Genomic DNA, 26,262 nt, shown 5'->3' with positions numbered 1-26,262 from the left:
ACGTGTGTGCCCGTCATGTCGCAGGAGCTTTCCAACTGTCTCATGCCTCCAAAGCTAGGCCTTCTTATGAGGGGAGGCTGTCATGAGCAAGCATTCTGTGAAGAAGCACAAGCACCTGCGCTTGAGTGATCTTCCCACGCTGCAGGAAGCGCTCGCGACGTGTGATCGCGAGGTGTTTGCGCGGGTTGTCATAGATGATTTTGCCTGTCGGGGCTGGCGGCCTACCAGGGAAGAGCGTGCTTCTATGTGCCGGCGGCTCAACGCTTCGCTCGATGCGATGATGGCGCTTACCGTTAACCCGCAGGCGAACCGCAACTGGGTACTGGTGCCGCGTGAATCGTATGTGTTGAGCGCGCGGGACTGGTCTATCAGCTGGCGTCTCCATGCGGCGTTGGTGCCTGTGCTTGATGAGAAAAGCGCGCGTCGGCTTGTTCGCGCGACGGGCGGCCCCGCTGCTTCGTATAAGGAGGTCAAGAAGGCGGATAAGCGCTTGCGAAAGGTTTTGGGGCCTCAAAGCCCCCGGGTAGATGACGGCGACTGGGCTGGTCTGGAGCGAACGTACACGCTTGCTCCCTGGGAAGACACGCTGGGGTGCAAGGTGTGGCTCGGGAGCGGCTGGTGTCGGCGTGAGCGTTACGTGGCGCTGGCCAGCGCCTACTGGGAGATGACGTTCTTCGGCTTCGAATACGACAAGGTGCAGTCCCGTGCCGCGCAAGAGAAGGCGGCGCGCGTACTCGGCGACGCTCCGGAGAAGGAAGCCTCGTGTACTCCCGTGCCGCACCTCGACTCGCTCGACCGTAAAACCTCGCAACGCTTGGCTCGCCGCATTGCGGTCATCAATCACAACGCACTGTATACCTTTACTGAGCGCTTGCTCGATTTGGCCGTTCGCCTGGAGAGGGGGTGAGGGTAATGAATGCTGTCCAGCTTTCCTTTGTAGAAAACACGCGCACCCTTGCGCGCCTTGTGCGTACCGCCGATGCCCCCGTGCTCGTAAAGGAGGGGAGCGAAGATGCTTTGGTAGTGCTGTCGCCCCGCGCTCTTGAAAAACTCCTGTTCGGAGGCGGTGGTTGCGGGACGTTGGCCTTCCCACGCGTGCCTTGCTGCTTCGAGGAAGAGGCTCTTCCATGGTAGCGCTTGGGTCTCTCAATAACAAAAGGCGCCCGAAGGCGCCTTTCGAGGCAACGTGCACAGAGGTGCGATTAGTCGCAGACTTCAACCAGCGTAATCTCGAAGTTGAGGTCCTTGCCTGCCAGCTCATGGTTCATGTCGAACGTGGCTACGCCGTCTTCGATGGATTCCACGAACACGGGGAAAGGCTGGCCGCTCGGGCCACGCATGTAGATGGTCTGGCCCACCGGCAGCTGGTCGCCATTGGGAATCTGGTCAACGGGCACCTTCTGCACCATGTCGTCGCGACGCTCGCCATACGCTTCGGCTGCGGGAATGTGTACGGTCTTCGTTTCGCCTTGCTCCATATCCTTCACGGCTGCGTCGAAGCCCGGAATCATCTGGCCAGCGGCGCAGGTGAACTCAATAGGCTCACCGCGGTCAACCGAGGAATCAAACTTCGTGCCGTCATCCAGCGTGCCCGTGTAGTGGACCTTGACCTTTTTACCTTCGTTGCTCATGAAAAGAGCTCCTCTCGATCAAAAAACAGTAGACTCAGTCTACCTTACGGGTTCGTAGAACCCTGGCTGCGGCTTGAAAGTCTCTCCAAGTCGTCACAAGTCTGTCGCTCAGTTGCTCAGCGGTCGGGCAAGTCGTTCACGTCCAAAAGCGTGAACTCGAAGTTGAGCGCCTTGCAGATGGCGTCGTGGTTCAGGTCGAATAAGGCCACCTCATCGTCAAGCGATATGAGCCGCGCAGGGAAGGTTTGGCCGTCGGGTTGTTCGAGGTTTACCATCTCGCCCACCACCAACCGAACGCTGGCGGGTATCTTCTCGCGTTTTATGTCGATGATGCGCTCGTCGGTACGCTCTTCGTACGCTTCACTTGGGCTCACGTGCGCAGTGCGCGTTTCGCCTATAGCCATGTCGCGCACGGTTTCAATGAAGACGGGAGGCATCCAACCCTCTATGCAGGGAAACTCAATGGGCTCTCTGGTTTGGTCGATGAACACCGAACCATCGTCGAAGAACCCTTTGTATGCCACCGTCACCATCTTGTTGGTATGGTCCATAAGGACCTCCTTCATGCGATACGCCGTGCCGTGTTATCGAACTGTCGCACGTGTCCTGTTAGTTGTGCTGTTCGCTCAGACTTGCCAACGTAGTGCGGCGGGCTACCAGCTGCGCCAAGGGGGCAAGATAGGGCTGCTCATGTTCACTCAGCCCTGCATGAGCCAATTCCATCACGCGGTCGGCAAGCTCTGCGACAGGACGCCCGTATACCTGCGCCTCGTATCCGTGTGCCATGAGTGCGGCCTTGGCGTCGTTCACATCGGCAGCGCTTACCTTCGCAAACAGTTCGTCGAGTGCGTCCAAGTTAGCTGCGCTGTAGAAGAGCCCTTTAACTATGCCAGCATAGGCCACCACATACGGAATGGGCAGCGCATCGGCGGGCCGTATCTCAATATAGGTCTTCAGCCGCACGTCATTGAAGAACATCGACGCCGCGTGCTCCACCTCGGCGCGCGTCATCGTACGCGTGGCATAGATATCACCGAACGTGCGCTCGGAATAGCACCACTGCTCCTTGCGACAGGGTACCAGAATGGCGGGGGTGTCCAACAAATATTCAGCATAGTGGCGCAGGTCGAAGGCGGGGTCCATCACGCCGGGTACCAGTCCGCAGCGGTCGGGATCGCACTTTTCCCATATCTCGGTGCGAACAAGCTGGTGGGTGCGTGGCTTTCCCTCGAACACGGGGGAGTTGTCGCACATGAGCGAAAACAGCGGCACCAAAGCAAACGCCAGGCGCAGCTTGCGCAAGCAGTCGGCTGTCGACCAGTAATCAATCGACACCTGGGTAGACGCGCTACCGCGCATCATGCGCTGCCCAAACGGCCCTCGCTCGGAAAAGTACAAGTCCATGAACTTGTAGCGGCGCTTGGGAATAAGCTCCAAATCCAGCGCAGCCGCTGTGGGGTGGTAGCCTATCGTGAGCGCACGCTCGCCCACGGGGGACAGTACCTCTGTAAGGTCGCGCTCAAACGCCTCGAAGGTGTGAAGCGCCTCGTCCAAGTTCTCGAAGGGTCCCGCCGACAACTCAAGCTGTGCCGCCGGCTCAATGGTCACGGCTTCGCGAGGGCGCGCCACGCCCAGAAGATCGCCTTCCGGGTCGCGTGTTGTCTGAGGAAAGGAGGCCTGCAGCTGCTCCAAAAGCCACTCCACTCCGTGTGCACCGTGGTACGAAACGGGGGACAAATCGTCGCGCACAATGGTGTGCTCCAGCTCAATGCCCAGCTCGCCCCGCACCGAAGCGGGCTTGATGCCGCTTTCGAAGTACGAAACGATGGCGTCGATGTTGCTTTCCCGCGCCGGCTGGGCTGTGTGAACGGGGGTTTCTATGGTGGGTGCTTTCACTTGGGCTGTTTTATTCATGTAGCAAACTCCTGAAGGCGCGTGGGTCAAGTGCAAGATAACGTTACTTTGTATACAATAACCTTTCGATCGGCGAGCTTGTCAGTGAAATGACGACGTTTCGCTTATTCCACTAAAGGACGAGGCTACACGTGGATGCTCACATCACAAAAAGAACAGCGCTTCTCTTGTTGCTTGACATCGTAGCGACGTATGCCGCCTATTGGTTTGCATCGCTTTTGACCGACGTGGAGGGCGAGGTTTTCGTTAACAACGAGATCTACTTCATGTTGGGTATTCTTGCTCTTATCAATGTGGCGGTGCTCGGGTTGTTCAGGATGTATAACAACCTCTGGGAATACGCCAGTATTGACGAAGTGATTCAAATCGTTTTGGCGGTGGTGCTTTCCACACTGGTCGGTGCTGTGTTTTTGTGGATCATCGACGTGCGCCTACCCATTCGTGTGTTCGTTGTCTCGTGCATCTTACTGATATTTTTCATGGGAGGCATACGGTTCATATTCCGCATCATGCGGCAGAAGGGCCGCGCACTTGCCTCGTCGCAGCGTGCGTGTGACCGCCCGCGCACCCTCATCGTGGGTGCGGGTGAGACCGGCTCGCTGGCCATTGGTCGCATGGCTTCGAAGGATCCCTACATGCCTGGCATTCCGCTCGTGGCCACCGATGATGATCCTTCCAAGCGCGGCAGCCGCATCCATGGCGTGAAGGTAGAAGGCGGCACTGATGACATTGTTGATCTGGTAGACAAATACGACATCGAGCAAATTGTCGTGGCTATTCCCTCGTCCACGCCGGAAGAGCGCAAGCGCATCTATGGCGAATGCACGAAGACCGACTGTAAGCTGCGTACCCTGCCGAATGTCCGCGAACTCTCGCTCGACGAGATCGGCGACGTGAAGCTGCGTGACGTGGATGTGGCCGACTTGCTTGGCCGCGAGGAAATTATCTTGAACACGCGCGCGGTGTCGGGCTACATTGCTGGCGAGACGGTGCTTGTCACCGGCGGCGGCGGATCAATCGGTAGCGAACTTGTCCGCCAACTGTGCAAGGTTGCTCCCGCACGCATCGTTATCTTCGACATCTACGAAAACGATGCCTACATGCTGCGCAACGAACTTCTGGGCGAGTATGACGACATCGATCTCGTCATTGAGATTGGCAGCGTGTGTGATGAAGCGCGTGTGAACGAACTGTTCGCGAAGTATCGCCCGGGTGCTGTATTCCATGCGGCCGCCCACAAGCATGTGCCGCTCATGGAGTCCTGTCCGCGCGAGGCGCTGCACAACAACGTGTTCGGCACGCTGAATGTGGTGCGCGCCGCCGACGCCTTTGGTGCCGCACGCTTCATTTTCATCTCCACCGACAAAGCCGTGAATCCTACCAGCGTCATGGGTGCCACGAAGCGCATGGGCGAGATGGTGATGCAGTACTACGCACGCACATCAAAAACCATTTTTTCCGCCGTGCGATTCGGCAACGTGCTGGGCTCCAATGGCAGTGTTATTCCGGTGTTCCAGCGCCAGATTGCCGCAGGCGGCCCTGTCACGGTGACGCACCCGGAAATCGAGCGCTTCTTCATGACCATTCCCGAGGCGTCGCGCCTGGTTATCCAGGCAGGTGGTATGGCACGCGGCGGCGAGATATTTATTCTCGACATGGGCGAGCCTGTCAAAATTGTCGACTTGGCGAAGGGCCTCATCCAGCTGCAAGGCCTCGTGCCTGACGTGGATATCAACATCGTGTTCACCGGCTTGCGCGATGGCGAGAAGATGTACGAAGAACTGCTCATGGATGAGGAAAGCACGCTTCCCACCAACAACGCCTCTATCATGATTTCCACCGGTCAAGAAATCAGCTACGACGAAGTGGCCGCCAAGCTTGACGAACTGGAAGCCGCCATCAGCAAAACCGACGAGGAAGCAATCCACATCCTCGAAACCGCCGTCCCCACCTACCACCACACGAAGAACTGCTAAATGAGGCGTCCGCGGTTTCGCAGAGCGCAAAGATAAGTGTAACTATTTCATTGCGCGCCTTGCAAAACGTCCGTTTCTTTCTTAGGATGATGAAAACCGGGCTTGAAGCGCATTTTTGTGCAGGCGCACTATTTTGGAAGTACAGGCGAGGAGCAACATGGCCATCACAACGGGAATTGTGGGAGCAGCAGGGTTTGCGGGCATCGAATTGGTGCGCCTTGTGCTGCGCCACCCCGACCTGAATTTGGTTGCCGTCACTTCCAACGAGCTTGCTGGCACTCCCGTTGCCGTGGAATATCCTGGCTTTACCGGTGCCACCGACCTCACGTTTATCACGCACGATGACCCGGCTCTTGAGACTTGTGACCTGGTGTTTCTCGCGGTGCCGCACACGGCTGCGCTGTCGATGGCACCCGCATTGGTTGCGCGTGGCGCGACGGTTATCGACCTGTCGGCCGATTTCCGCCTCAAGGATGCAGCCGTCTACGAGCAGTGGTACAACACGCCCCATACCCAGTCCGAGCTGCTGTCTCGCGCGGCATTTGGCCTGCCTGAACTCTTTCGGGCTGATCTCACTCGCGTTCACGCGAGCCGGGAGGCAGGCGAGGGCGTGCTGGTGGCGTGCGCGGGTTGCTACCCCACGGCTACCTCGCTCGCGGCAGCGCCTGCCGTGCGTGGGGGGCAAGCTGCGCCGGATGGCGTTGTGGTGGTTGACGCCGTATCGGGCGTGACGGGTGCCGGCAAGAAGGCCAGCGCACGCACACACTTCTGCTTCGCCGACGAAAACGTGGAGGCCTATAGCGTAGCCTCGCATCGTCACACTCCCGAGATCGAACAGATACTGGGCCTACAAGGCCGCCTCGTGTTCACGCCGCACCTTGCTCCGCTGAATCGCGGCCTGCTGTCCACGGTGAATATCCCGCTGGCACCCGACGCGCCCCTTGATGCGGCCGTGTATGTGGAACACTACCGCACCTTCTACGAGGATTCACCGTTTGTGCAGGTGCTCACCGCGGGCTCCATGCCGAAGACGTCCTCGGTTGTTGGTACAAACAACGCCCATATTGGCCTCGCTGTGAACGCTTCTGCGCGTATGCTCATTGCCGTGTGCGCTATCGACAACCTGGGCAAGGGGGCAGCCGGTCAGGCGCTGCAGTGTGCAAACGTGGTGTGTGGCCTGCCCGAACGACGAGGTTTTGACGCCATCGCCGTGCCTGTGTAGGCAACCTTTCACGACCCTTGCGAGCACTCTCCAGCAAAGGTCATCCCCTCAGTAAGAACCAAGAAAGAGGCAGCCCATGATCGACCATCCCGCAATCGCCTCCGCGGCGCCCGCGCCACTGCGCGACCAGGGAGCGCCTGCTGCGCCAGCGGGTCCCGCGCCCTCGTCTCCGCTCGAAGGGGGCGGTGTTACCTCGGCGAAGGGGTTTCGTGCCGCAGGTGTGCATGCTGGCTTTCGCAAGAACCCCGAGCGATTCGACTTGGCGCTTGTGGTTGCCGACGAACCGTGCGCGTGCGCTGCGGTGTTCACCAAAAACGTATTTTGTTCGGCGCCGGTGAGCGTCTCGCGCGAGTACTTGGGGGCCGCGGCTGGCGAGCCAGCGTACGGAACGGCGCGCGCCGTGGTGGTGAACTCGGGTAACGCGAACGCAGCAACGGGTGAGCGCGGTCTAGAAACCGCCCGCACGTCGGCGCGCCTTACGGCCGAGGTAGTTGGCTGCGCGCAGGAAGAAGTCATGGTGGCTTCCACCGGCGTCATTGGCGAACATCTGTCGCTCGAACCGTTCGAAGCGGGACTTCCCGTCGCCCACGCTGCTCTTTCCGCTGCTGGTGGGGCAGATGCTGCGCGCGCCATCATGACCACGGATACGCGCCCGAAAGAAGCTGCCGTCAGCTTCGACGGGAGCGACATTGGGTATCCCGGCTGCATCTTTACGGTAGGGGGCATGGCAAAAGGCTCCGGCATGATTATGCCGAACATGGCCACGATGATATCCGTAATCACCACCGACGCGCCCGTGTTGTCCGACGTGCTGCACCATGCGCTGACGGAAGCCGTGAACAACAGCTTCAACAAGGTCACGGTGGATTCAGACACTTCCACAAACGACTCATGCTTCCTGTTTGCTAACGGCGCGGCCGCACCTGCTGGCGTGCAGTCCTTCGCACCCGGCTCACCCGCTCTCGCCGCGTTCCAGCAGGCGCTCAATGCTGTGTGTCAGAACCTTGCACGCCAGATGGCCGCCGACGGCGAAGGCGCCACGCGTCTTGTGACGGTGAACGTCACCGGCGCGGCCAACCAGGCAGATGCCGACGCCGCCGCCCGTGCGGTCGCAAATTCGCCGCTCGTGAAAACGGCCGTGTACGGGCATGACGCCAACTGGGGTCGTGTGGCTATGGCCATCGGCAAGTCGGGTGCCGTCTTCCGCCAGGAAGAGGCGGCCATCGACATCCTGGGTTTGCCCGTGTGCCGCAAGGGACTCACCGTGCCGTTCGATGAAGACGAAGCGCTCCGACGATTCGAAGCACCCGAAATCATTATCGATGTCGACCTCGGTGCCGGCGACGCCGGATCCACCATGTGGACCTGCGATTTTTCCCACGACTACGTCACGATTAACGGAGATTACCGCTCATGAAGTACGCAAAGGACACGCGCCCCAAGGGTGTTTCCCACAAAGCCGCAGAAGTGCTCGTCGAGGCACTTCCCTGGATCAAAAACATCACCGGCAAAACGGTGGTCATCAAGTATGGCGGCTCGGCCATGGTCGACGAAGAGCTGCGCGCCGATGTCATGAACGACATCGTGCTGCTCAAAATTGTTGGCGTGAACCCGGTCATCGTGCACGGCGGCGGCAAAGCCATCACGGCTGCCATGGATCGCATGGAGCTGCCCGTCGAGTTCAAGGACGGTCAGCGCGTCACCACGCCCGAGTCCATGGACCTGGTGCGTACCGTGCTCATGGGCAAGGTGAACCTGGAGCTGGTTGAAGCCTTGAACGAGCACGGTAACTTCGCCGTGGGCGTGTCGGGCGCGGATGCGGGCGTTATTGTGGCTGAACAGGCCTCACCCGACCTCGGGCGTGTGGGGCGCATCACGCGCATCAACTCACCTCTGCTCGACGACCTGGTCGCCGGCGACTACATCCCTGTGGTTGCCTCGGTGGCGCTCGGCGAAGACGGCGGCTTCTACAACGTGAACGCCGACATGGTTGCCGGTCACATCGCCGCCGCCATCGGCGCGCACAAGGTAGTCTTCCTCACCGATGTGGACGGCCTCTACGAAAACTTCCAGGACAAGTCCTCGCTCATCTCGAACCTCACGCTGTTCGAGGCGCAGTATCTCATCGAGAACAACATCGTGTCCACGGGCATGATCCCCAAGCTCAAGTCGTGCGTGCATGCGCTCGAATCCGGCGTGTTCCGTGCTCACATCATCAACGGCACCACGCCGCACTCGCTGCTGTTGGAGCTGCTCACCAGCACCGGCGTGGGCACCACGATGCACTCCACCGAAGAGGCATGCAAGTTTGATGCACACCCGCTCGGCAATTTCGCCTCCAAACTTCTGGAGAACCGCCAGCAGGCGCTCCAAAACGCAGGGGGAAGCCAGTCGTAACATAGCTGTGCCCCTAAGGGGTTCTCCGTAGGGCAAGGGCTCTGCCCTTGCCGCTCGGCATTGGGAAAATTGCAGGTCAGACGTAGTTATCGGCAAGGGTAGAACCCTTGCCCTACGGTCAACCTGGCGGGTAAAGGGCTCTTGTTGTAGAGCTCAGTACCACTGATTGAAAGGATGCTCGCATGAGCCTTCAGCACCAGCAGGAATTGGAATCGACCTACGTCATGCACACGTTTGGGCGCAAGCCCGTCGAACTTGTACGCGGCCGCGGCATGGAGGTTGAGGACGACCAGGGGCGCACTTACCTGGACTTCATTGCTGGCATTGGCGTTATCAGCCTGGGTCACTGCCATCCCGCCGTGGTGCAGGCGCTGCAAAGCCAGGCCGAAAAGCTCATCCATGTGAGCAACTACTACTATATAGAGCAGCGTGGTGAAGTGGCCAAGCGCCTGTCCGACCTCTTAAACGAAGGGGCCGCCTCCGACGCCGAGCCGTGGGAAAGCTTCTTTGCGAACTCGGGTGCCGAAGCGAACGAGTGCGCCATCAAGCTGGCGCGTCTTTACGCGCGCAAGCACTCCGCTGATCAGGTACGCGCCGCGGGCGGCAACGAGGAAGCCATTCACGCAGCCGAGGCCGCCGCACCCCGCGTGATTGTCACGCTTGATCGCAGCTTCCACGGCCGCACGCTGGCCACGTTGGCCGCTACGGCGCAGCCTGCCAAGCAGGAAGCCTTCCAGCCCCTGCCCGACGGCTTCGCCCACGTGCCGCTGAACGACGTGGCCGCCCTAGAAGACCTGTTCGCCCGTCGTGGCACAGAAATCTGCGCCGTCATGGTGGAGTGTGTGCAGGGCGAAGGCGGTGTGCACCCCTGCACGCCTGAGTTCTTGCAGGCTGCCCGCAACCTCACGCACGAGCACGGCGCGCTGCTCATGTGCGACGAAGTGCAAACCGGCATCTTCCGTTGCGGCACGCCGTTCGCGTTCCAACGCTTCGGCATTGTGCCCGATGTGGTAACTATCGCCAAGGGCGTCGCTTCCGGCATGCCAACGGGCATGTGCGCGGCGCGCGCCCAGGTGGCACGCGCGTTTGGCCCCGGCGACCACGGCAGTACGTTTGGCGGCAGCTGTCTGGCCGTTGCCGCAGCAGAAGCCACGCTACGTACGCTTGCCGACGAAGGTTTTGCCGCCCACGTGGAGCGCACGGGCTCCTATCTGCGCGAACAGCTTGCCCAGCTGCCGCATATAAAGGAGGTGCGCGGCCTCGGCCTCATGGTAGCCGCCGACGTGGACGAAACGGTGAACGCCAACGACGTGGTGCTGCGCGCCCTTAACAAGGGCCTCCTGCTCAACGCCACCGGCCCGCACACGCTGCGCTTCCTGCCGCCGCTTGTCTGCGAACTGGCGCACATTGACACTCTTATTGAACGCCTGGCGCCGCTTTTGGCGGCCGTCTAACGCACATTTGTCGAAACTTTGCGGCCTTTTGAAAATTCAGGGTTCGCAAACACGGTGTCATGGGTTACTATTTACTGCATAAATTTTGCCGGACTTGCGAATTTCTGCATATTCGGCGAATGGCTGTGAGACTGAATGTGATAGTTCGCCGCTAATAGAGAGTGGAGGGCATGAGAAAACGTCAGCAACGGCATGACATTATTCGCGACATCATTCGCGAGCATAATGTCAAGACGCAGCGTGATCTTGCGGATCAGCTGCAGGCTGCTGGCTACGATTGCACTCAAGCCACCATTTCTCGGGACATCATGGACATGGGTCTGGTGAAGTCCCGCGACGGCTATTATGTGCTGCCGGAGGAAATGCGCCTCCAGCGGATGGTCTCTGAACTGGTTGAAGAGGTACATGTGGCTGGCAATCTCATCGTGGTTAAGACGTTCTCCGGCGGAGCCGCCGGCGTCTCCGCAGCGCTCGATAAGGCGAGCCTGCGCGGCGCATTGGGCACCGTTGCCGGAGACAACACCATCATGATTGCTGCCGAGAGCCCTGAGGCCGCTATCGAAGTTGAGCGCGCCATCGACCGTCTGCGACGACGTTAAGTCGTCTACTTTCTCGCGAGGGCTCGCTTTTCCCCCTCCTTTCCCCCCAAGCTGCACCGCAGCATAAGTCGTGAGGGCCGCCCGGCGCTCACGCCATCGCGAAAAGCCGCGATGAGCACGGGACCCCGTGTGCCAGCCGCCTCCTTCGGCGTGCCGACCCAAGGTTGACTCGTACCCATCGTTAGACCCGGGCATAATCGCAAACCAGCAGAAAATTTTGGGAAGGAACTATCATCATGGCAGATCAGAAGGACAAAGTTGTACTTGCGTACTCGGGCGGCCTGGACACCTCGTGCTGCATCAAGTGGCTTCAGACCGAGAAGAACCTCGACGTCATTGCCGTCGTCGGTGACGTGGGGCAGGAGCACGAGGGCCTGGAGAAAATCAAGCAGAAGGCGCTGAAGTCCGGCGCGCTTGAGTGCCTCGTGGTGGACATGCGTGACACGTTCGCGAATGAATATCTGTCGAAGGCGCTTGCTGCCAACGCCATGTACGAAAACAAGTATCCCCTGGTCTCCGCGCTGTCGCGTCCGCTCATTTCCAAGCACCTTGTGGACGCCGCACACAAGTTCGGCGCAAAATACATCGCGCACGGCTGCACCGGCAAGGGCAACGACCAGGTGCGTTTCGAATCCAGCATCACCATGCTTGACCCCGACATCGAAATTCTCGCGCCGGTGCGTGAGTGGGATTTGCACACGCGGCCTGAGGAAATGGAGTGGGCGCAGGCTCATGGCATCGAAGTGCCCACGACGAAGGCTTCGCCGTACTCCATCGACGACAACCTGTGGGGTCGCGCCATCGAGTGTGGCGTGCTGGAAGACCCCTGGGCCGAGCCGCCGACCGACATCTACACGATGACCTCCGACCCGATTGACGCGCCCGACCAGCCGGAATACGTGGAGCTCACGTTCGCGCGCGGCATCCCCTACATGATTAACGGCAACCAGAAGAGCTTCCTCGGCATCATCTATGCCCTGAACGAGATTGCTGGCAAGAACGGTTTTGGCCGCATCGACATGATTGAGAACCGGCTTGTAGGCGTGAAGAGCCGCGAGTGCTACGAAGTTCCCGCAGGTCTGGCGCTCATTCAGGCGCACAAAGCACTTGAGGACTTGGTGCTGGAGCGCGAAGTGCTGCACTACAAGCTGGGCATCGAACAAGCCTGGGCGAAGGCAGTCTACAACGGCCAGTGGTTCTCCCCGCTTAAGGAAGCCCTCGACGCCTTCCTCGCTTCCACGCAGCGCTGCCTGTACGGCACCGTGAAGCTGAAGTTCTACAAGGGCTCCTGCACGGTCGTGGGCCGCAAGAGCGCCTACTCGCTCTACGATTACGCGCTGGCCACCTACGACAAGGACGACGCGTTCGATCACGCCGCCGCCAAGGGCTTCATCGACCTGCACGGTCTGTCCACGAAGACGTGGGCCAAGAACCGCAGGCAGGAAGGCGCGCCGGCTGAGTTGTTCGACGCCGAGAAGCAGGCCGGCCCGCTGAAGAAAGGTAAGTACGAGGACATCACCCCGCTGGGTGCGCAGGCTGTCGTTGAAGAAGCCGAAGCCATTCTGGCGTAGGGAAGGAGCACGATGGCACTCTGGTCAGGCAGATTCACCGAGAGCGTGAGCGAGTTCACGCAGCGCTTCGGCGCGTCGCTGCCGGTGGATAAGGCGCTCTACGCGCAGGATATCGCGGGCTCCACGGCGCACGCGCGCATGCTGGCGGCGCAAGGCGTCATCTCACAGGATGACGCCGACGCCATCGCGGCGGGTCTCGCGCGCATCAAGGAGCGCATCGAGACGGGCGATTTCGCGTTCGACATCAATGACGAGGACATTCACATGTCGGTCGAACGCGCGCTTATCGCCGACATCGGCGACGCGGGCGCTCGCCTGCACACGGGCCGCAGCCGCAACGACCAGGTGGCCACCGACACGCGCCTGTTTGCGAAGGCGCGCTGCACCGACCTCATGGAGGCGAACGTCGCGCTGCGCCGCGCGCTCATCGTCCAGGCTGAGGCACACCCGGACATCATCATGCCTGGTTACACGCACTTGCAGCACGCCCAGCCGGTGCTCTTCGCGCACCACATGCTGGCCTACACGTGGATGCTCGCGCGCGACTTCGAGCGCCTGGCCGCCGCCCGGCGCGCGGCTGATGCGAGCCCGCTTGGCTCCGCGGCGCTCGCGGGCACCACGTATCCGCTCGATCGCCAGATGACGGCGGAGGCGCTTGGCTTCGCCCGGGTCATTCCGAACTCGCTTGACGCGGTGTCCGACCGCGACTTCTTGCTGGATTTGTCCTACGCCTGCAGCGTGTCGTGCATGCATCTGTCACGCCTGTGCGAGGAAATCGTGCTCTGGTCAAGCGCCGAGTTCGGCTTCGTGGAGCTTTCCGACGCGTTCTCCACGGGTTCGTCTATCATGCCGCAGAAGAAGAACCCGGACTTCGCCGAGCTCATCCGGGGTAAAACAGGTCGCGTGGTGGGGGATCTCGTGGCGCTGCTCGTCACCATGAAGGCACTGCCGCTCGCGTACAACAAGGACCTCCAGGAGGACAAGGAAGGCGCCATCGACGCCGCCAAGACGCTGGAAGAGTGCCTTGTGTGTGCGGCGGGCATGGTGGAAACCATGAGCATCAAGCCTGAGAACATGCGCGCCCAGGCGAAGAAGGGCTACCTGGCCGCCACCGATGTGGCCGACTACCTGGCCAAAAAGGGCATGCCGTTCCGCCGGGCGCACGAGGTGGTGGGGCATTTGGTGCTGCTGTGCGAACAGCGCGGCTGCGACTTGGAAGACCTCACGCTGGCCGACTTCCAGGCTGAAAGCGACCTCTTCGAGGCTGATATCGTGTCGTCGCTCGACTTGGAAGCCATCGTGGCCGCCCGCACCACCATTGGCGGCACCGGCAACGCCGCTGTGGCCGAGCAACTGGCGCAGGCGAAGGCCGTTCTCTCCACTGATGAAACCACCGTTTCAAACTAGCGCACCTTTCTCGAAGGGCCGGGCGAACTAACAGCCCGGCCCTTCGTCTTTTCATCACCTCTGTGCGGGCAATCCTCCTACACCTTTCCGTTGACCCCCCTGGCCCGTGTGACCTTTTTCCAACAAACTTGTGAGGATATAAGGGGTGTCGGGGCCCGATGATACAATGTCGGGAGTTTTTTGGAGGTGTTCACGTGGCTTCACGTTCCATAAAGAACAGGCCCAGCGCGAAAAAGAAGCATCCATCCATCGCGCTGCTTGTCATAGTTACGGTTTTTGCCGCCGTCATTCTTGCCGGTGGGGTAGGTGTGTACGCCCTCGGTTCGTCCTGGTTACAGGACCTGCCCGACTACGAGGACGCCGATGCATTCAACACGGCCATGCCCTCGGAGGTGTACGCGAGCGACGACAAAACGCTGCTTGCCCGCTTCCAGCTGGAGAACCGCGAACCCGTCACCCTTGACGAGGTGAGCGACTATGTGAAGAAGGGTACCGTCGCCACCGAGGACGAGCGCTTCTACGAGCACGGCGGTTTCGACCTGTGGGGTATCGCCCGCGCGCTCGTGGTGAACATCACCGGTTCGGGCCGTGAGGGCGCGTCCACCATCACGCAGCAGTTCGTGCGCAATACCATCCTTGCCGAGGAAATGGATGACATCTCGCTTAAGCGCAAGGTGCGCGAAATGTATCTGTCCGTGAAGCTTGAGGAACGCTACTCCAAGGACGAGATACTGCTCATGTATCTCAACACTATCAACTACGGCTCGGGCGCTCACGGTATCCAGGCGGCCTCGCAGCGCTACTTCTCGAAGGATGCTACCGACCTCACTATTGCCGAGGCGGCCACGCTCATCGGTATTCCGCAGTCGCCGTCGTACAACAACCCCATCGACAACCCGGACAACTGCATTGCCCGCCGCAACGTGGTGCTTGAGCGCATGGAGTCGAACAACGTCATCACGCCTCAGGAGCATGAGGCCGCCAAGGCCGAACCGCTCGTGCTGAACCCCACGGTGCCCTCGAATGACGGCATTGTGATGTATCCCTACTTCGCCAGCTACGTGCGCGACTTGCTCACCGACCCCGATGGCCCGTACAAGTACTCGGTGAACGAGGTGTTCAAGGGCGGTTTGCGCATCACTACCACGCTCGATTTGACCATGCAGCAGCAGGCCGAAGCGGCCGTTGCTGCCAAGCTGGAAACGATGCCCGAGTCTATCGATGGCTCGCTGGTGGCGGTGGACCCGGCGACGGGTCACATTAAAGCGCTGGTAGGCGGCAAGGATTATTACACCAGCCAGGTGAACCTTGCCACGGGCACCGGCGGCGGGGGAGGACGTCCCTGTGGCTCGTCGTTTAAGACATTCACGCTGTTGGCAGCCCTTGAGCAGGGAATCTCGCCCCAGACCATGGTTGATTGCTCGTCGCCGGCGAACATTCAGGGCTATGGTATCCCGCTGCAGAACATCGATAACATCAACTACGGTACGCGCAGCATCGCGCGCGCCTTCGCCGTATCGTCGAACACGGGCTTTGTTCGCTTAGAAATGGCTGTTGGTGTTGATAAGGTGGCCGATATGGCCCGTAGGCTCGGCATCACTTCGCCCCTCAGCGACGAAGATCCGTCGCTTACGCTCGGAACACATAACGTGACCATGCTCGACATGGCCGGCGCATACGCCACCATCGCAAACGCTGGCGTGCACCATGACCCCACACCCATTTTGAGAATCGTCGACAGTTCGGGTCGTGTGACGGACAACTCGGCCCCGGCGGGCGACCAGGTTATCTCGCCCGAGGTTGCCCACGCCGCCTCCGAAGTGATGAAGGGCGTTGTCAGCAGCTACGAAGGTACGGGCACCGACGCCTATCTGCCAAGCGGTCAGACCGTGGCGGCAAAGACGGGCACCAGCAGCGATTACCTGGATATCACGTTCTGTGGCATCACGCCCCAGCTGTCCGTGGCTATCTGGTTGGGAGACCCCGAGAACGACACGCAAGTTCCCGAGCACACTGGCGCGGGAGATGTATTCCGCAACTTCGTGAGCGAGGCCTTGCAGGGCCAGCCTCTCGAGGACTTCCCGTATGCCTCTGACCCGGTGTATCAGTCGTTCTCCAACTCCACGTATCACGTGGGCGGGTATTATAGTTCAAGCAGTTCGTCCAACTCAGGTTCGTCTGACAACGATTCGAATACTACCGATAAGCCTACGGGCAGCGAAACGCCTGGCACAACGGATCCGTCCGGTGGTACTGACAAGCCCGGAGAAACGCCGGGTGGTAACACCAATCCGGGTGATACGCCGGGAACTACGCCCGGCGGAAGCGATACCCCTGGTGGCAACACAGGGGGAGAAGGCAGCGACCCGCCCAACGGTGGTGGCACCACGCCTGGTGGCGAAGGCGGCTCAGGTGGCGGAGGCTCGGGGGGTGGAGAATCCGGTGGCGGTTCGGGCGGCGGATCGGGTGGTACCACACCACCGGCATTCGTGCCAGCCCCGGAACCCACTGAATAAGCGGTTCCACCCTGCCGCGACAGCACAGGTACCGACGACGCCCGCCCCTTACCTGGGCGGGCGCCTCAACGATAAGGAAGTAGGATGCCCATGAAACATCGTACGTTTACCAAATTCATCTGCGCCCTCTGCGCGGGCGTGTTGTTCGTCGCAACGCTTTCCGGCTGCGCCGCTCAGGAAACGGCGGCCACGAAGCAACAGGCGGAGAATCGCCACTACATGACCCAAGTCAACCAGACGATGGAAGATTTGCAGAGCCGCCTCGATGGCTTCGCCGATGCAGTATCACGCAACGATGTGGTGGGTATGCGTACACAGGCGGACAATGCCTACAAGGCACTCGACGATCTGAACAAGCTTGAAGTGCCCGATCAGATGAAGGATATCCAGAAAGAATACGTAGACGGCACGAACGAGCTGAAGGACGCGCTCAACGCCTACATTGAACTCTACACCGAGATTGAAAGCGCCACCGACGCGCAGCCCTTCGACTGGTCAACCTATGACAGCCGCATTGCCGACATCAAGAAGTCCTACGACGAAGGCATCGGCAAACTCCAGTCCGGCGATAACAAAGCCAACGAACTGAACGGTAAAGAAGATAAGAAGTAAGACCTGGGATAGAAGTAAGGTCTGCATCGCCACAAATAGCACCCTCTAAAAGAAGACCCGCCTGATCACTCGGCGGGTCTTTTCATGCTCTCGTTATTCCTGCCCCGCGTGCGTTGGTTGCGGCGTCGGCGTAGGCGGGTCGGGGTTCGGCGGGTCAGGCGTAGGAGGAGGGTCAGGCGTCGGCGGATCTGGCGTGGGATCGGGTGTTGGCGTTGGGTCAGGCGTTGGTGGTGGTGTCGGTGTGGGATCGGGTGTCACGGGCTTGGGCCCGGCTGACACATGCAGCAGAAGTCGATCGCCCTGCACCGACTGGCTGATGATAGTTCCCGCTGGTACCGTGTCGGAGTACTCATCGATGGTGTACACCTTATAGCCACCGAGAAGCTGACGCGCCTCTTCCAGCGTACGTCCGGTCAGGTCAGGAGCTTTCGTGGGGTCCTTCGCTTCGTCACTCTTGTCGCTCAGCTTGTCATTTTGCTTCTTGTTAAACTCGTTGTCGTACGTGGGATCCTTCGTTGTGGGGAAGGGCACAATGGCCTGGCCCTCAAGCGCGCGCGACATGAAGTTCTGCCACAACCAGTTGCAGGTGAGCGTGGAGTCCGTTGGGATGTTGCCAGCCGGATTGCCAATCCACGCAGCGCATGCCAGTTGCGGCGCGTAGCCCACCAGCCAGTGGTCGGCGAAGTTTTCCGTCGTGCCGGTCTTGCCGGCAACGGGCTGACCGTTCGACGGGCCGTATCCGGAGGCAGTGCCCTCGCCAGTTTCAAACACGGTGCGCAGCACCTTCGTCACCGCACCCGCCACTTCTTCGGAAAGAACCTGCTCACCGTCTTGGGGCGCCTCATACACCACATTGCCTTCGTAATCGACGATCTTCGTAATAGCGGTGGCCTCATGTTTCACGCCATTGGCGGCGAAGGTGGCATATGCGCTGGCCATTTCAAGCGGCGTGACTTCCGACGTACCTTCGGTCAGCGTCAGCACGGGGTTGAGCGTGCTGGTAATGCCCACCAACTCAGCCATCTCAGCGATAGCTTCCGGCGTGATTTCCTGTGCCAAGCGAATATAGCCCGTGTTCGACGACACCGCCGTCGCGCGCTGAATGGAGCGCACTCCGTAGTTCGTATTGCCGAAGTTTTCGATACGCGTGCCGTCGGGCAAGGTCATGGGGGAGGTGCAATCGATAAGCGTCTGCGGGCTGATGCCCATCTGAATGGCGGCCGCAAGCGTGAAGGCCTTAAATGATGAACCCGCCTGCCTGCCCGTTCCGCCGCCGCCGGTGGCTAGGTTAACCTGGCTGGCCTGGAAATCTTTGCCGCCCACAAGCGCCTTCACGTACCCGTTCGACGGATCCACCGCCACCAGAGCGGCATCCAAATCCTCCGCCATGTTTGCACGCTGGTCGGCGCACGCAGCTTCGGCCTTGTCCTGCAACGCGGGGTCGAGCGTCGTATAAATAGTGTAGCCGCCCTCAAACAGGTCGCCGTCGGACAGCCCGTACTTTGCACCGTCATTCAAAAGCAGGTTGCGCACGTAGCTGGTGAAGAAGTGGTAGTTGTAAATACCCTGATCAGGCGCAGGAGGCGCCGGGTTCAGCACGAGGTCCTCCGCTTGCGCAGCATCGTGTTCGGCCTGCGTGATGCTGCCGGCGGTCAGCATGCGGTCCAGTACGACGTTACGGCGCTGGCGGCACGCCTCTGGGTTCTCCTTGGGGTTCAAGTACGTGGGCGACTGTGGAATGCCAATAAGCGTGGCCGCCTGGGTCAGCGTGAGATCCTTTGCGGACACCTGGAAGTAGTTCTGCGCCGCCGCCTCAATGCCGTAGCAGCCATCACCATAGTTAATAGTGTTGAGGTACAGCACGAGAATTTCTTCTTTGGTGTGCACCTTCTCCAGGTCAAGGGCCAGCTGAGCTTCGCGAATCTTACGCTCGAACGAAATCTCGGTAGCTTCCTGCGACAGCACGGTGTTGCGCACGAGCTGCTGGGTAATGGTGGAGGCGCCCTCCAAGGCACCGCCGCCCAGGTTCACCAGCACGGCGCGCGCAATACCGGGAATGTCCACGCCGGTGTGCTGGTAAAAGCGCACGTCCTCGGTGGCGACGGTGCCTTCCAGAACGTAGTCGCTTATCTGATCGTAGGTGACGGGGTCACGCTTTTCCAGCTGAAATTCGGCGAGCATCGTAGTGCCGTCAGCTGCGAACATGTGCGAGTCGCGGGCGTAGTTGAACGCGTCGGTGTTCTCCAAGCTGGGAAGGTCTTGCGTCCATTCGTCGATGACATGGAGCACGCCTTGAACGCCCTGGTAGGCCACGAAGCAGAGAGCCGCTACGGCAACGAGCACAAGCCACTTCGCGGCATGGGTGCGCGTTTCGCGCTGTTTTCGCCGTATTTTCATGGTTCAAGTATACTAGCATACGGCCGTTACCGAAGGGTAACGTAGCTGACATGCGGAAGGAAAACATCACAAAACGGCTGCTCGTATGGGTAAAGCTTCGGAGCAGCCTCAAGAATACGGTATGAGGACCTACATGACGAACAAAAGTGAGACGAGCCAGGGGTTGGTGGAGCTGCTGGCACCCGCCGGAAGCATCGAGGCGCTGCATGCGGCAGTAACGGCCGGTGCCGATGCGGTCTACCTGGGGCTAGAGGATTTTAATGCCCGTCGCAATGCCGACAATTTCACAGCGGAGACGTTTGCGGAAGCGTGCGATTACGCGCATTTGCGCGGCGTGCGGGTGTACGTCACGCTGAACACGGCTGTGCTGCCTTCCGAGGCTCCCCGCGCGCTCGAATGCGCCCGTCAGGCGTATCGCGCAGGTGCCGATGCCTTCATCGTGCAGGATATCGGTGTGGCAGCTGAGCTCACGCGCACGTTGCCCGAGGCGCGCCTGCATATATCAACCCAGATGAACACCCATAACGCGGCAGGGCTTGAGGCTGCCGCCGCGCTAGGCGCACGCCGTGTGACGCTGGCGCGCGAACTATCGCTGGCAGAAATTGCGCACCTGGCCCAGGTTGGCACCGAGTTGGGCGTAGAAGTTGAAGCCTTCGCGCACGGGGCGCTTTGTGTGTGCTACTCCGGGCAGTGCTTCATGTCGTCGATGATTGGCGGGCGCTCGGCGAACCGCGGGCTGTGTGCCCAGGCGTGTCGCCTGCCCTATGAACTGCGCAACCGCGCGACGCGCGGCAGTTTGCCCGCGCCGGGTGAGCACCTGCTTTCGCCGCAGGACTTGTGCGCCATCGACCTTTTGCCTGAACTGGTAAATGCCGGCGCGGCATCGCTCAAACTTGAGGGCCGCATGAAGTCGGCCGACTACGTGTTCGTCGTCACGTCGGCCTACCGGGCGGTGCTCAACCGCGTGCTGGCCGCGAAGCACGCTTCTCCCGAGGGTCGCGCGCCCGAAGGGCAGGAAGCCGAAGCTGCGGGCCTGCGCGCCACGGCCGAGGAACGCCGGGCGCTCGAAGAGGCGTTTTCGCGCGGCTTCACCACGGCGTATCTCCAGGGCAAGCGCGACAACGACATCATGAGTTACGGTCGGCCGAACAATCGCGGCGTCTTCGTGGGGCGTGTTGCCTCCGTGCGCGACGGTGTGGCCGCCATCGCTGCCGAAGAGGAACTGCACGAGGGCGACGTCGTGGAGTTCTGGACCAACAAGGGTCACTTCGCCCACACGCTCGGCCCGCTGTCGCGCGACAAGGCTGGGTATGTGCGCACATCCCCGCAGCGCCCTGTTGGCAAGGGTGATCGCGTGTTCCGCGTACGTAACGCAGCCGGCGGCTTTGCCGACGATGCACTTGCTCCGCGCATGGCGGTTGTAGGGTCGGTGCACCTGCACATCGGCGAGCCCCTGCGTATGGAGTTTTACCGCGCCGACGCAGGCGAGGGCAGCCACGCATCGCTGGTGGGCGAAGCGGAAGGCCCCGTCGTGGAAGCTGCTCGCACGAAGGCGGTTACAGCCGCCGATGTGCGCGCACACGTTGATCGACTGGGCCAGACCCCCTTCGAACTGGTGGATCTCAAGGTGGACTTGGACGAAGGCGTGGGCATCGGGTTCTCCCAACTACATAAGGTGCGCACCGCTGCGCTCGATAACCTGGCCGCTCGCCTGCTCGCGCCCTATCGCGACCGCATCTTGCCGCGCGTGCACGAGCGCGAACACCACGCCCCGGCGCAGGCCCCGGGTTGCATGGTGACCGCGTGGGCAACAAACCCCGCGTGCACGCGTGCCGCGAAACGCGCCGGTGCTGAGGTGGTGTACGTGCCTGCCCTCAACTACAAGCGCGGCGAAGCGGTGGTAGCTGGTCAGCGCACCGGTACGGCCGAGCAGGCGGGCTATCCCAACCGCTGCGTCACGGCGCTGCCTGTCGTCGACCACGACCCGCTGCCCGGCACGCGCGAAGAACTCATGGACTTCGACCCCTGGCGCTACGTCAAACCAGACAAGCCGGTGTTCGCCGACAGCCTGGGTTCCATCGTGCGCGCTACGGCGCTCGGCGCTCAGGTGGAAGCAGGCCCGCACCTGCCGCTCACGAACCGCCTGGCCCTCAGGACGGCAGCCGACTTGGGCGTGCAGCGCGTGTGGCTTTCGCCTGAGTTAACACTGGGCCAGATTGCTGATCTTGCGGAAGACGCGCCGGTGGCGCTCGGCCTTGTCATCATGGGCGCGCAAGAACTCATGGTGTGCGAGCACTGCCTGCTCATGAGCCAGGGCCCCTGCAACGAACGTTGCGATGAGTGCGTGCGCCGCAAGAGCCCCCACTATCTGAAGGATCGCAAAGACTATGAGTTCCCCGTGGTCACCGACGCGCTCGGCCGTAGCCACCTCTACAACGGCGTGGCGCTCGACGTGGTGCATGCGGTACCCGATCTTATTGCCGCTGGCGTGTCGGCCCTCATGGTGGACACCACTCTCATGAATACTGAGGAAGCCGCGGCAGCCGTCGCCCGTGCCGTTCGCGCCCGTGACGTCGCCCAGCGCGATGGCAACTCCCTCGCAAAAGTGCCGGGCACTACCAGCGGCCACCTCTTCCGCGGAGTGTCCTAGTTCTGCCGTTCTGCCGTTCTGCCGAACAGCGGAACGGCTCGATGCTGCGAAGCGCCGACTTTGAGGGACCTGTCTGCTTTTATGCTAGAATCGCTACCTATATATAGGTAAGGAAAGAGAGACCGATGCTATCAGCCGAAGAACAACTTCACACCATCGCTTCCGGCGCTGCTCAAATCGTACCGGAATCCGCGCTGCTTGAGAAACTCAAGCGCGGAAAGCCCCTCAACATCAAGCTGGGCGTAGACCCTACGGCGCCCGATATTCACCTGGGTCACGCGGTGCCGCTGCGCAAGCTGCGCCAGTTCCAAGACCTCGGTCACGGCGTTACGCTCATCATCGGCGACGGCACGGCCCTCATCGGCGACCCGTCCGGCCGCAACTCCACGCGCCCTCAGCTCACCTCCGAGCAAATCAAAATCAACGCGCAAACCTACGTCGATCAGGCGTTCAAAATTCTCGATCCCGAGAAAACTACGCTGCGCTACAACTCCGAGTGGCTGCTCTCCCTCAACATGGAGGGTCTGCTGAAGTTGGCCAGCAACTTCACGGTGGCCCGCATTCTCGAACGCGACGACTTCCACAACCGCTACACCTCGAACCTCCCCATCAGTCTCCACGAGTTCCTCTACCCGCTCATGCAGGCCTACGACTCGGTGGTCATCAAAGCCGACGTGGAACTGGGCGGCACCGACCAGCTGTTCAACCTGCTCGCCGGCCGCGAACTCATGGAGAAAATGGGCATGGAGCCGCAGGTGTGCCTCACGCTTCCGCTGCTTGAGGGCACCGACGGCGTGCAAAAAATGTCGAAGAGCTACGGCAACTACATCGGCCTCACCGACGAGCCCGCCGACATGTTCGGCAAAGTGATGTCCATTCCCGACGAACTCATGGTGAAGTACTACCGCCTGGCCTCGGCGCTTCCGGTGGATGAGATCGACGAAATCGAGCACGGTCTGGCCGCTGACGAACTGCATCCTAATAAGGTAAAGCGCGCGCTCGCGCAAAACATCGTGGCCGCCTACTACGACGAGGCCGCCGCGCAGGCTGCCGAGGAACAGTTCGACCTCGTGTTCAAGCAGCACGCCGTGCCCGACGACATTCCGGAGTTCGCCGCCGATCTCACGCCCAACGACGAGGGCATGGTATATCTGGCGAAGCTTTTGGCCGACGCAGGTCTTGCCGCCAGTGCAGGCGAAGCGCGCCGTCTCATCGATGGCGGTGGCGTCAAAGTGAACGGCGAAGCGCTTCCCGCAAAGTCCTACAACGTGGAGCCCTCCCTGCTGAAGGATGCCACGCTCCAAGTGGGCAAGCGCAAGTTCATGAAGCTTATCTAGCGCACCGCACAGCACCTTGCAGGAAAATTTTTCAAATTTCCTGCAAGGAAGTGCCCCGCTCGTTCGTGTTAGTTCTGTACAGACGAACGAACGGTCAAGGAGGATCCTTCAATGAAGAAAAGAACTATCGCACTTGTGGCGGCAATCGCCCTCGTCGCGCTCGCCGTGCCCACTCTGGCATTCGCTGCCGGCTTCCACGGCTTGGCGCCCACTCCCACCGCCTCTAACGCGCCCGCTGCGGCACCAGCTGCGCACGAAGTGCCTGCCACCCCCGCGCCTGCCCTCATGGATGAAGTGGCAGCTGCCGTCAACCGGGTTGAAACCACGCCGGTTGCCGCCCCCTGCGCCGGCTACGTCGATGCCGATGGCAACGGCGTCTGCGACACCTGCGGAAGCGCCACAGGAACCTGCCCGGGTTACGTCGATACCGACAACAATGGTGTATGCGACAACCGCACCGAGGGAACTTGCCCGCAAGGTGGGTGCGCTGGCTGGATTGACGCCAATGGCGACGGCGCGTGCGACACCTGCGGCAGCACAACCGGTTCCTGCCCCGGCTACGTTGACGCAAACGGTGACGGCGTGTGTGACTCCTATGGAAACGGCACCTGCCCCGGGCACGGCCATGGCAACGGCCAGGGTAGTGGCGCATACGGCTACGGCAACGGCCAAGGTCGCGGCCATCACGGAGGCGGTCACGGCGGCTGCTGGAATCGTTAGTCGTTCCTCGAAGCGTGCGGCCGCATGATGACATAGAGTGCACCATTGCGGCGCACGGTTCGGCAGTCTGGCGTGTGTGCGTCTTGTACTTCCGCTCTTCTGCCGACGCGCAGGATGCCTTCCAAGACACCATGGTCAAGTACGCCCTGGCCGACGACAAGGCGTTCAACGACGAAGAGCATCGCAAAGCCTGGCTTTTGCGCGTCGCCACCAATGTTTGTAAGGACATGCTCAAAGCAGCCAGTCGCACCAATGCACCCCTCGACGAGGTGGGGTGCGCCGACCGCTTCATCTCGCGAGACGAAGCTGCGCAGCCTGCCTCATTCGTAAGCGAAGTGGTCGATGCGCTTCACGCGCTCACCGACCCACCGCGCACGCCGCTCTACCTCTCCCTCTACGAAGGCTACTCCGCGCCGGAAATCGCCGACATGCTCGAGGCCCCCGTCAACACGGTCTATTCCTGGATTGCGCGCGGCAAAACGATGCTGAAGGAGGCCCTGTCATGAGCGATCTCGAACGCCGCGTCCGCGACGCCTTCAACGCCATTGAGCTTCCCGACGAAGTGACTGCGCGCACCCTTGCCGCCATTGACGAACTTTCCGCGTCCGCCTCCGCCCCCTCTACGGAAGACATTACCTCGCGCCAACCCGCTGTCGATCCTTCGAACGCAGCCTCTCAAACCAACACCTCAGGCGCAGCCACCCCGACACCCCGTCGCCCCCGCGTCGTGCGCTGGCGTCGCGCTGCCGTCGCATTGGCAGCCTGTCTCGCCGTGGCGGCCGTTGGCTTTTTCGGCTCGCGTCTCTATTTTGAAGAAGTGGCCCATGTGGGCATCGACGTGAACCCTTCGCTTGAGCTTGGCATGAACCGCTTCGACATTGTGGTGTCCGCGCACGCTCTTAATAAGGATGGCGAAGCGTTGCTTGCCGCCGCACCCGTGGTGGGGAAGCGCTACCCCGACGCCATGGACGCACTCACCTCAAGCGAGGCCTTCGCGCCCTACCTCAACAACACTACTTATATAGAGATAAGCGTGACGTCCGACGACGAGAGCCGCGCCGCGCAGCTGCAAACCCAAAGCGACGTGTGTCTGCGCAGCCTTCCGTGCGAAAGCTCGTGCCATACCCTCGACGAACAGACGCGCCACGAAGCCCACGCGGCCGGTATGGGTGGCGGTCGCTATAAAGCAGCCCTGCGCCTCATGGAGTTAGACAGTACCGTCACCCTTGAAGACTGTGCCGCGCTCAGCATGCACGAACTGCGCGTGCGCATTGCCGCCCTCGACCCCGAAGCCGCAGCGGATAATTCTACGTGCGCGGGTTCCGGCGCGGAAATGGGCACGGGCTCCGGTGTGGGCGAGGGTCATCACGCGGGCAAGGGCCATGGCCAAGGAAGGGGCGCCCAGGACGGACGCGGCCGTGGACAAGGTGCCTCTGCGGAGCCTACTAATTAAAGGGGTACTTCTTTCACGCTGTTCTGTGCCCTCACAGAACAAGGTAAACCCAGGGGCGATCCCCCGCGTTATTCACTCATAGGTGTGTTCATGCCACATCTATTCACATTTTCATCATGGTACTAAAACTTGTGATCAGGTAAAACGCAAAATAGCGGAAAGAAAGAAGCAAAAAGTTGAAATTAACGCTTGCATGATCATTGCCTTACGGGTATTATACAAAACCCGCGCTTGAGGAGAGCGCGCCGTTTTCTTCGAAAAGGGCTTGTTTCAAGTTCGAAGATCGGGAAGCTGTTTCAAAGCAGTCGCTCGAAAAAACTTCGAAAGTTTTGAAAAAAGTTCTTGACAAGAGGGAAACGGGAGAGTAAAGTATCTCCTTGCGCTGCTCGCCACGGCAAGCGGCGAA

Annotated in this window: 21 protein-coding genes; 16 read left to right on the top strand and 5 right to left on the bottom strand. The window is 60.8% G+C overall.

The genetic code is table 11. The features are described 5' to 3' along the window. The first annotated feature begins 82 nt into the window (after positions 1-82). The gene (locus QNJ86_RS02135; RefSeq protein ID WP_283830925.1) at positions 83-907 is read left to right on the top strand and encodes a hypothetical protein; all 825 of its coding nucleotides are present in this window, start codon (positions 83-85) and stop codon (positions 905-907) included. Between the two features lie 295 nt (positions 908-1,202). Here the strand turns inward: QNJ86_RS02135 and QNJ86_RS02130 are convergent, their stop codons facing one another. From QNJ86_RS02130 to QNJ86_RS02120, 3 genes are all read right to left on the bottom strand, one after another. After that, positions 1,203-1,631, bottom strand: a complete 429-nt coding sequence (locus QNJ86_RS02130; protein WP_283830924.1) for an FKBP-type peptidyl-prolyl cis-trans isomerase — start codon at positions 1,629-1,631, stop codon at positions 1,203-1,205. Positions 1,632-1,747: 116 nt separating this feature from the next. Then, the gene (locus tag QNJ86_RS02125; protein ID WP_283830923.1) at positions 1,748-2,182 is read right to left on the bottom strand and encodes an FKBP-type peptidyl-prolyl cis-trans isomerase; all 435 of its coding nucleotides are present in this window, start codon (positions 2,180-2,182) and stop codon (positions 1,748-1,750) included. A gap of 58 nt (positions 2,183-2,240) precedes the next feature. Continuing rightward, positions 2,241-3,545 (bottom strand): glutamate-cysteine ligase family protein, encoded by a 1,305-nt coding sequence (locus QNJ86_RS02120; protein ID WP_283830922.1) that lies wholly within the window; start codon positions 3,543-3,545, stop codon positions 2,241-2,243. Between the two features lie 131 nt (positions 3,546-3,676). Between QNJ86_RS02120 and QNJ86_RS02115 the strand changes: the two genes are divergently transcribed. The 10 genes from QNJ86_RS02115 (at position 3,677) to QNJ86_RS02070 (ending at position 17,299) form a co-directional block, all read left to right on the top strand. Further along, positions 3,677-5,521, top strand: coding sequence for a polysaccharide biosynthesis protein (locus tag QNJ86_RS02115; RefSeq protein ID WP_283830921.1), 1,845 nt, complete (start codon positions 3,677-3,679; stop codon positions 5,519-5,521). A gap of 157 nt (positions 5,522-5,678) precedes the next feature. Continuing rightward, complete coding sequence (argC, locus tag QNJ86_RS02110; protein ID WP_283830920.1) at positions 5,679-6,743, top strand: N-acetyl-gamma-glutamyl-phosphate reductase; 1,065 nt, start codon at positions 5,679-5,681, stop codon at positions 6,741-6,743. Positions 6,744-6,819: 76 nt separating this feature from the next. Next, positions 6,820-8,160, top strand: a complete 1,341-nt coding sequence (argJ, locus tag QNJ86_RS02105; protein WP_283830919.1) for a bifunctional glutamate N-acetyltransferase/amino-acid acetyltransferase ArgJ — start codon at positions 6,820-6,822, stop codon at positions 8,158-8,160. Then, complete coding sequence (argB, locus tag QNJ86_RS02100) at positions 8,157-9,140, top strand: acetylglutamate kinase (protein WP_283830918.1); 984 nt, start codon at positions 8,157-8,159, stop codon at positions 9,138-9,140. Before argJ ends, argB begins: the two co-directional genes overlap by 4 nt. Before the next feature lie 182 nt (positions 9,141-9,322). After that, on the top strand, positions 9,323-10,594 hold the full coding sequence (locus tag QNJ86_RS02095; RefSeq protein WP_283830917.1) for an aspartate aminotransferase family protein: 1,272 nt from the start codon (positions 9,323-9,325) through the stop codon (positions 10,592-10,594). A gap of 170 nt (positions 10,595-10,764) precedes the next feature. Continuing rightward, positions 10,765-11,193, top strand: a complete 429-nt coding sequence (locus QNJ86_RS02090; RefSeq protein WP_283830916.1) for an arginine repressor — start codon at positions 10,765-10,767, stop codon at positions 11,191-11,193. A 236-nt stretch (positions 11,194-11,429) separates the two neighbouring features. Beyond that, positions 11,430-12,764, top strand: coding sequence for an argininosuccinate synthase (locus QNJ86_RS02085; protein ID WP_283830915.1), 1,335 nt, complete (start codon positions 11,430-11,432; stop codon positions 12,762-12,764). A 12-nt stretch (positions 12,765-12,776) separates the two neighbouring features. Continuing rightward, complete coding sequence (gene argH / locus QNJ86_RS02080) at positions 12,777-14,171, top strand: argininosuccinate lyase (RefSeq protein WP_283830914.1); 1,395 nt, start codon at positions 12,777-12,779, stop codon at positions 14,169-14,171. Between the two features lie 194 nt (positions 14,172-14,365). Then, on the top strand, positions 14,366-16,687 hold the full coding sequence (locus QNJ86_RS02075) for a transglycosylase domain-containing protein (RefSeq protein WP_283830913.1): 2,322 nt from the start codon (positions 14,366-14,368) through the stop codon (positions 16,685-16,687). 84 nt (positions 16,688-16,771) lie between these two features. Then, positions 16,772-17,299, top strand: coding sequence for a hypothetical protein (locus tag QNJ86_RS02070; protein WP_283830912.1), 528 nt, complete (start codon positions 16,772-16,774; stop codon positions 17,297-17,299). A gap of 93 nt (positions 17,300-17,392) precedes the next feature. On the opposite strand, the gene QNJ86_RS02065 is transcribed toward QNJ86_RS02070, so the two are convergent. After that, positions 17,393-19,642: a transglycosylase domain-containing protein gene (locus QNJ86_RS02065; RefSeq protein WP_283830911.1), complete on the bottom strand. Its 2,250-nt coding sequence runs from the start codon at positions 19,640-19,642 to the stop codon at positions 17,393-17,395. A 187-nt stretch (positions 19,643-19,829) separates the two neighbouring features. Here QNJ86_RS02065 and QNJ86_RS02060 point away from each other — a divergent pair, with 187 nt between their 5' ends. The 5 genes from QNJ86_RS02060 to QNJ86_RS02040 all read left to right on the top strand — a co-directional run bounded on the left by QNJ86_RS02060 (position 19,830) and on the right by QNJ86_RS02040 (position 25,856). Continuing rightward, positions 19,830-22,346 (top strand): U32 family peptidase, encoded by a 2,517-nt coding sequence (locus QNJ86_RS02060; RefSeq protein WP_283830910.1) that lies wholly within the window; start codon positions 19,830-19,832, stop codon positions 22,344-22,346. A gap of 125 nt (positions 22,347-22,471) precedes the next feature. Continuing rightward, entirely contained in the window at positions 22,472-23,683 is a 1,212-nt protein-coding gene (gene tyrS, locus QNJ86_RS02055; protein ID WP_283830909.1) for a tyrosine--tRNA ligase, read from the top strand. A gap of 111 nt (positions 23,684-23,794) precedes the next feature. Further along, a complete protein-coding gene (locus QNJ86_RS02050; protein ID WP_283830908.1) occupies positions 23,795-24,403 on the top strand; it encodes a hypothetical protein in 609 nt (202 codons plus the stop codon). Between the two features lie 14 nt (positions 24,404-24,417). After that, complete coding sequence (locus tag QNJ86_RS02045) at positions 24,418-24,909, top strand: RNA polymerase sigma factor (RefSeq protein WP_283830907.1); 492 nt, start codon at positions 24,418-24,420, stop codon at positions 24,907-24,909. Beyond that, positions 24,906-25,856, top strand: a complete 951-nt coding sequence (locus tag QNJ86_RS02040; protein ID WP_283830906.1) for an anti-sigma-I factor RsgI family protein — start codon at positions 24,906-24,908, stop codon at positions 25,854-25,856. The genes QNJ86_RS02045 and QNJ86_RS02040 overlap by 4 nt, the downstream gene beginning before the upstream one ends. A gap of 214 nt (positions 25,857-26,070) precedes the next feature. Here QNJ86_RS02040 and QNJ86_RS02035 read toward each other — a convergent pair. Beyond that, the coding region (locus QNJ86_RS02035) for a hypothetical protein (protein WP_283830905.1) at positions 26,071-26,262 on the bottom strand (192 nt) is incomplete at its 5' end.

Source organism: Gordonibacter faecis, from assembly GCF_030077735.1.
GTDB classification, from domain to species: Bacteria; Actinomycetota; Coriobacteriia; order Coriobacteriales; family Eggerthellaceae; genus Gordonibacter; species Gordonibacter faecis.
Note: the sequence above shows the minus strand (reverse complement) of the source record. Positions and strands in the feature narration are given on the sequence as shown.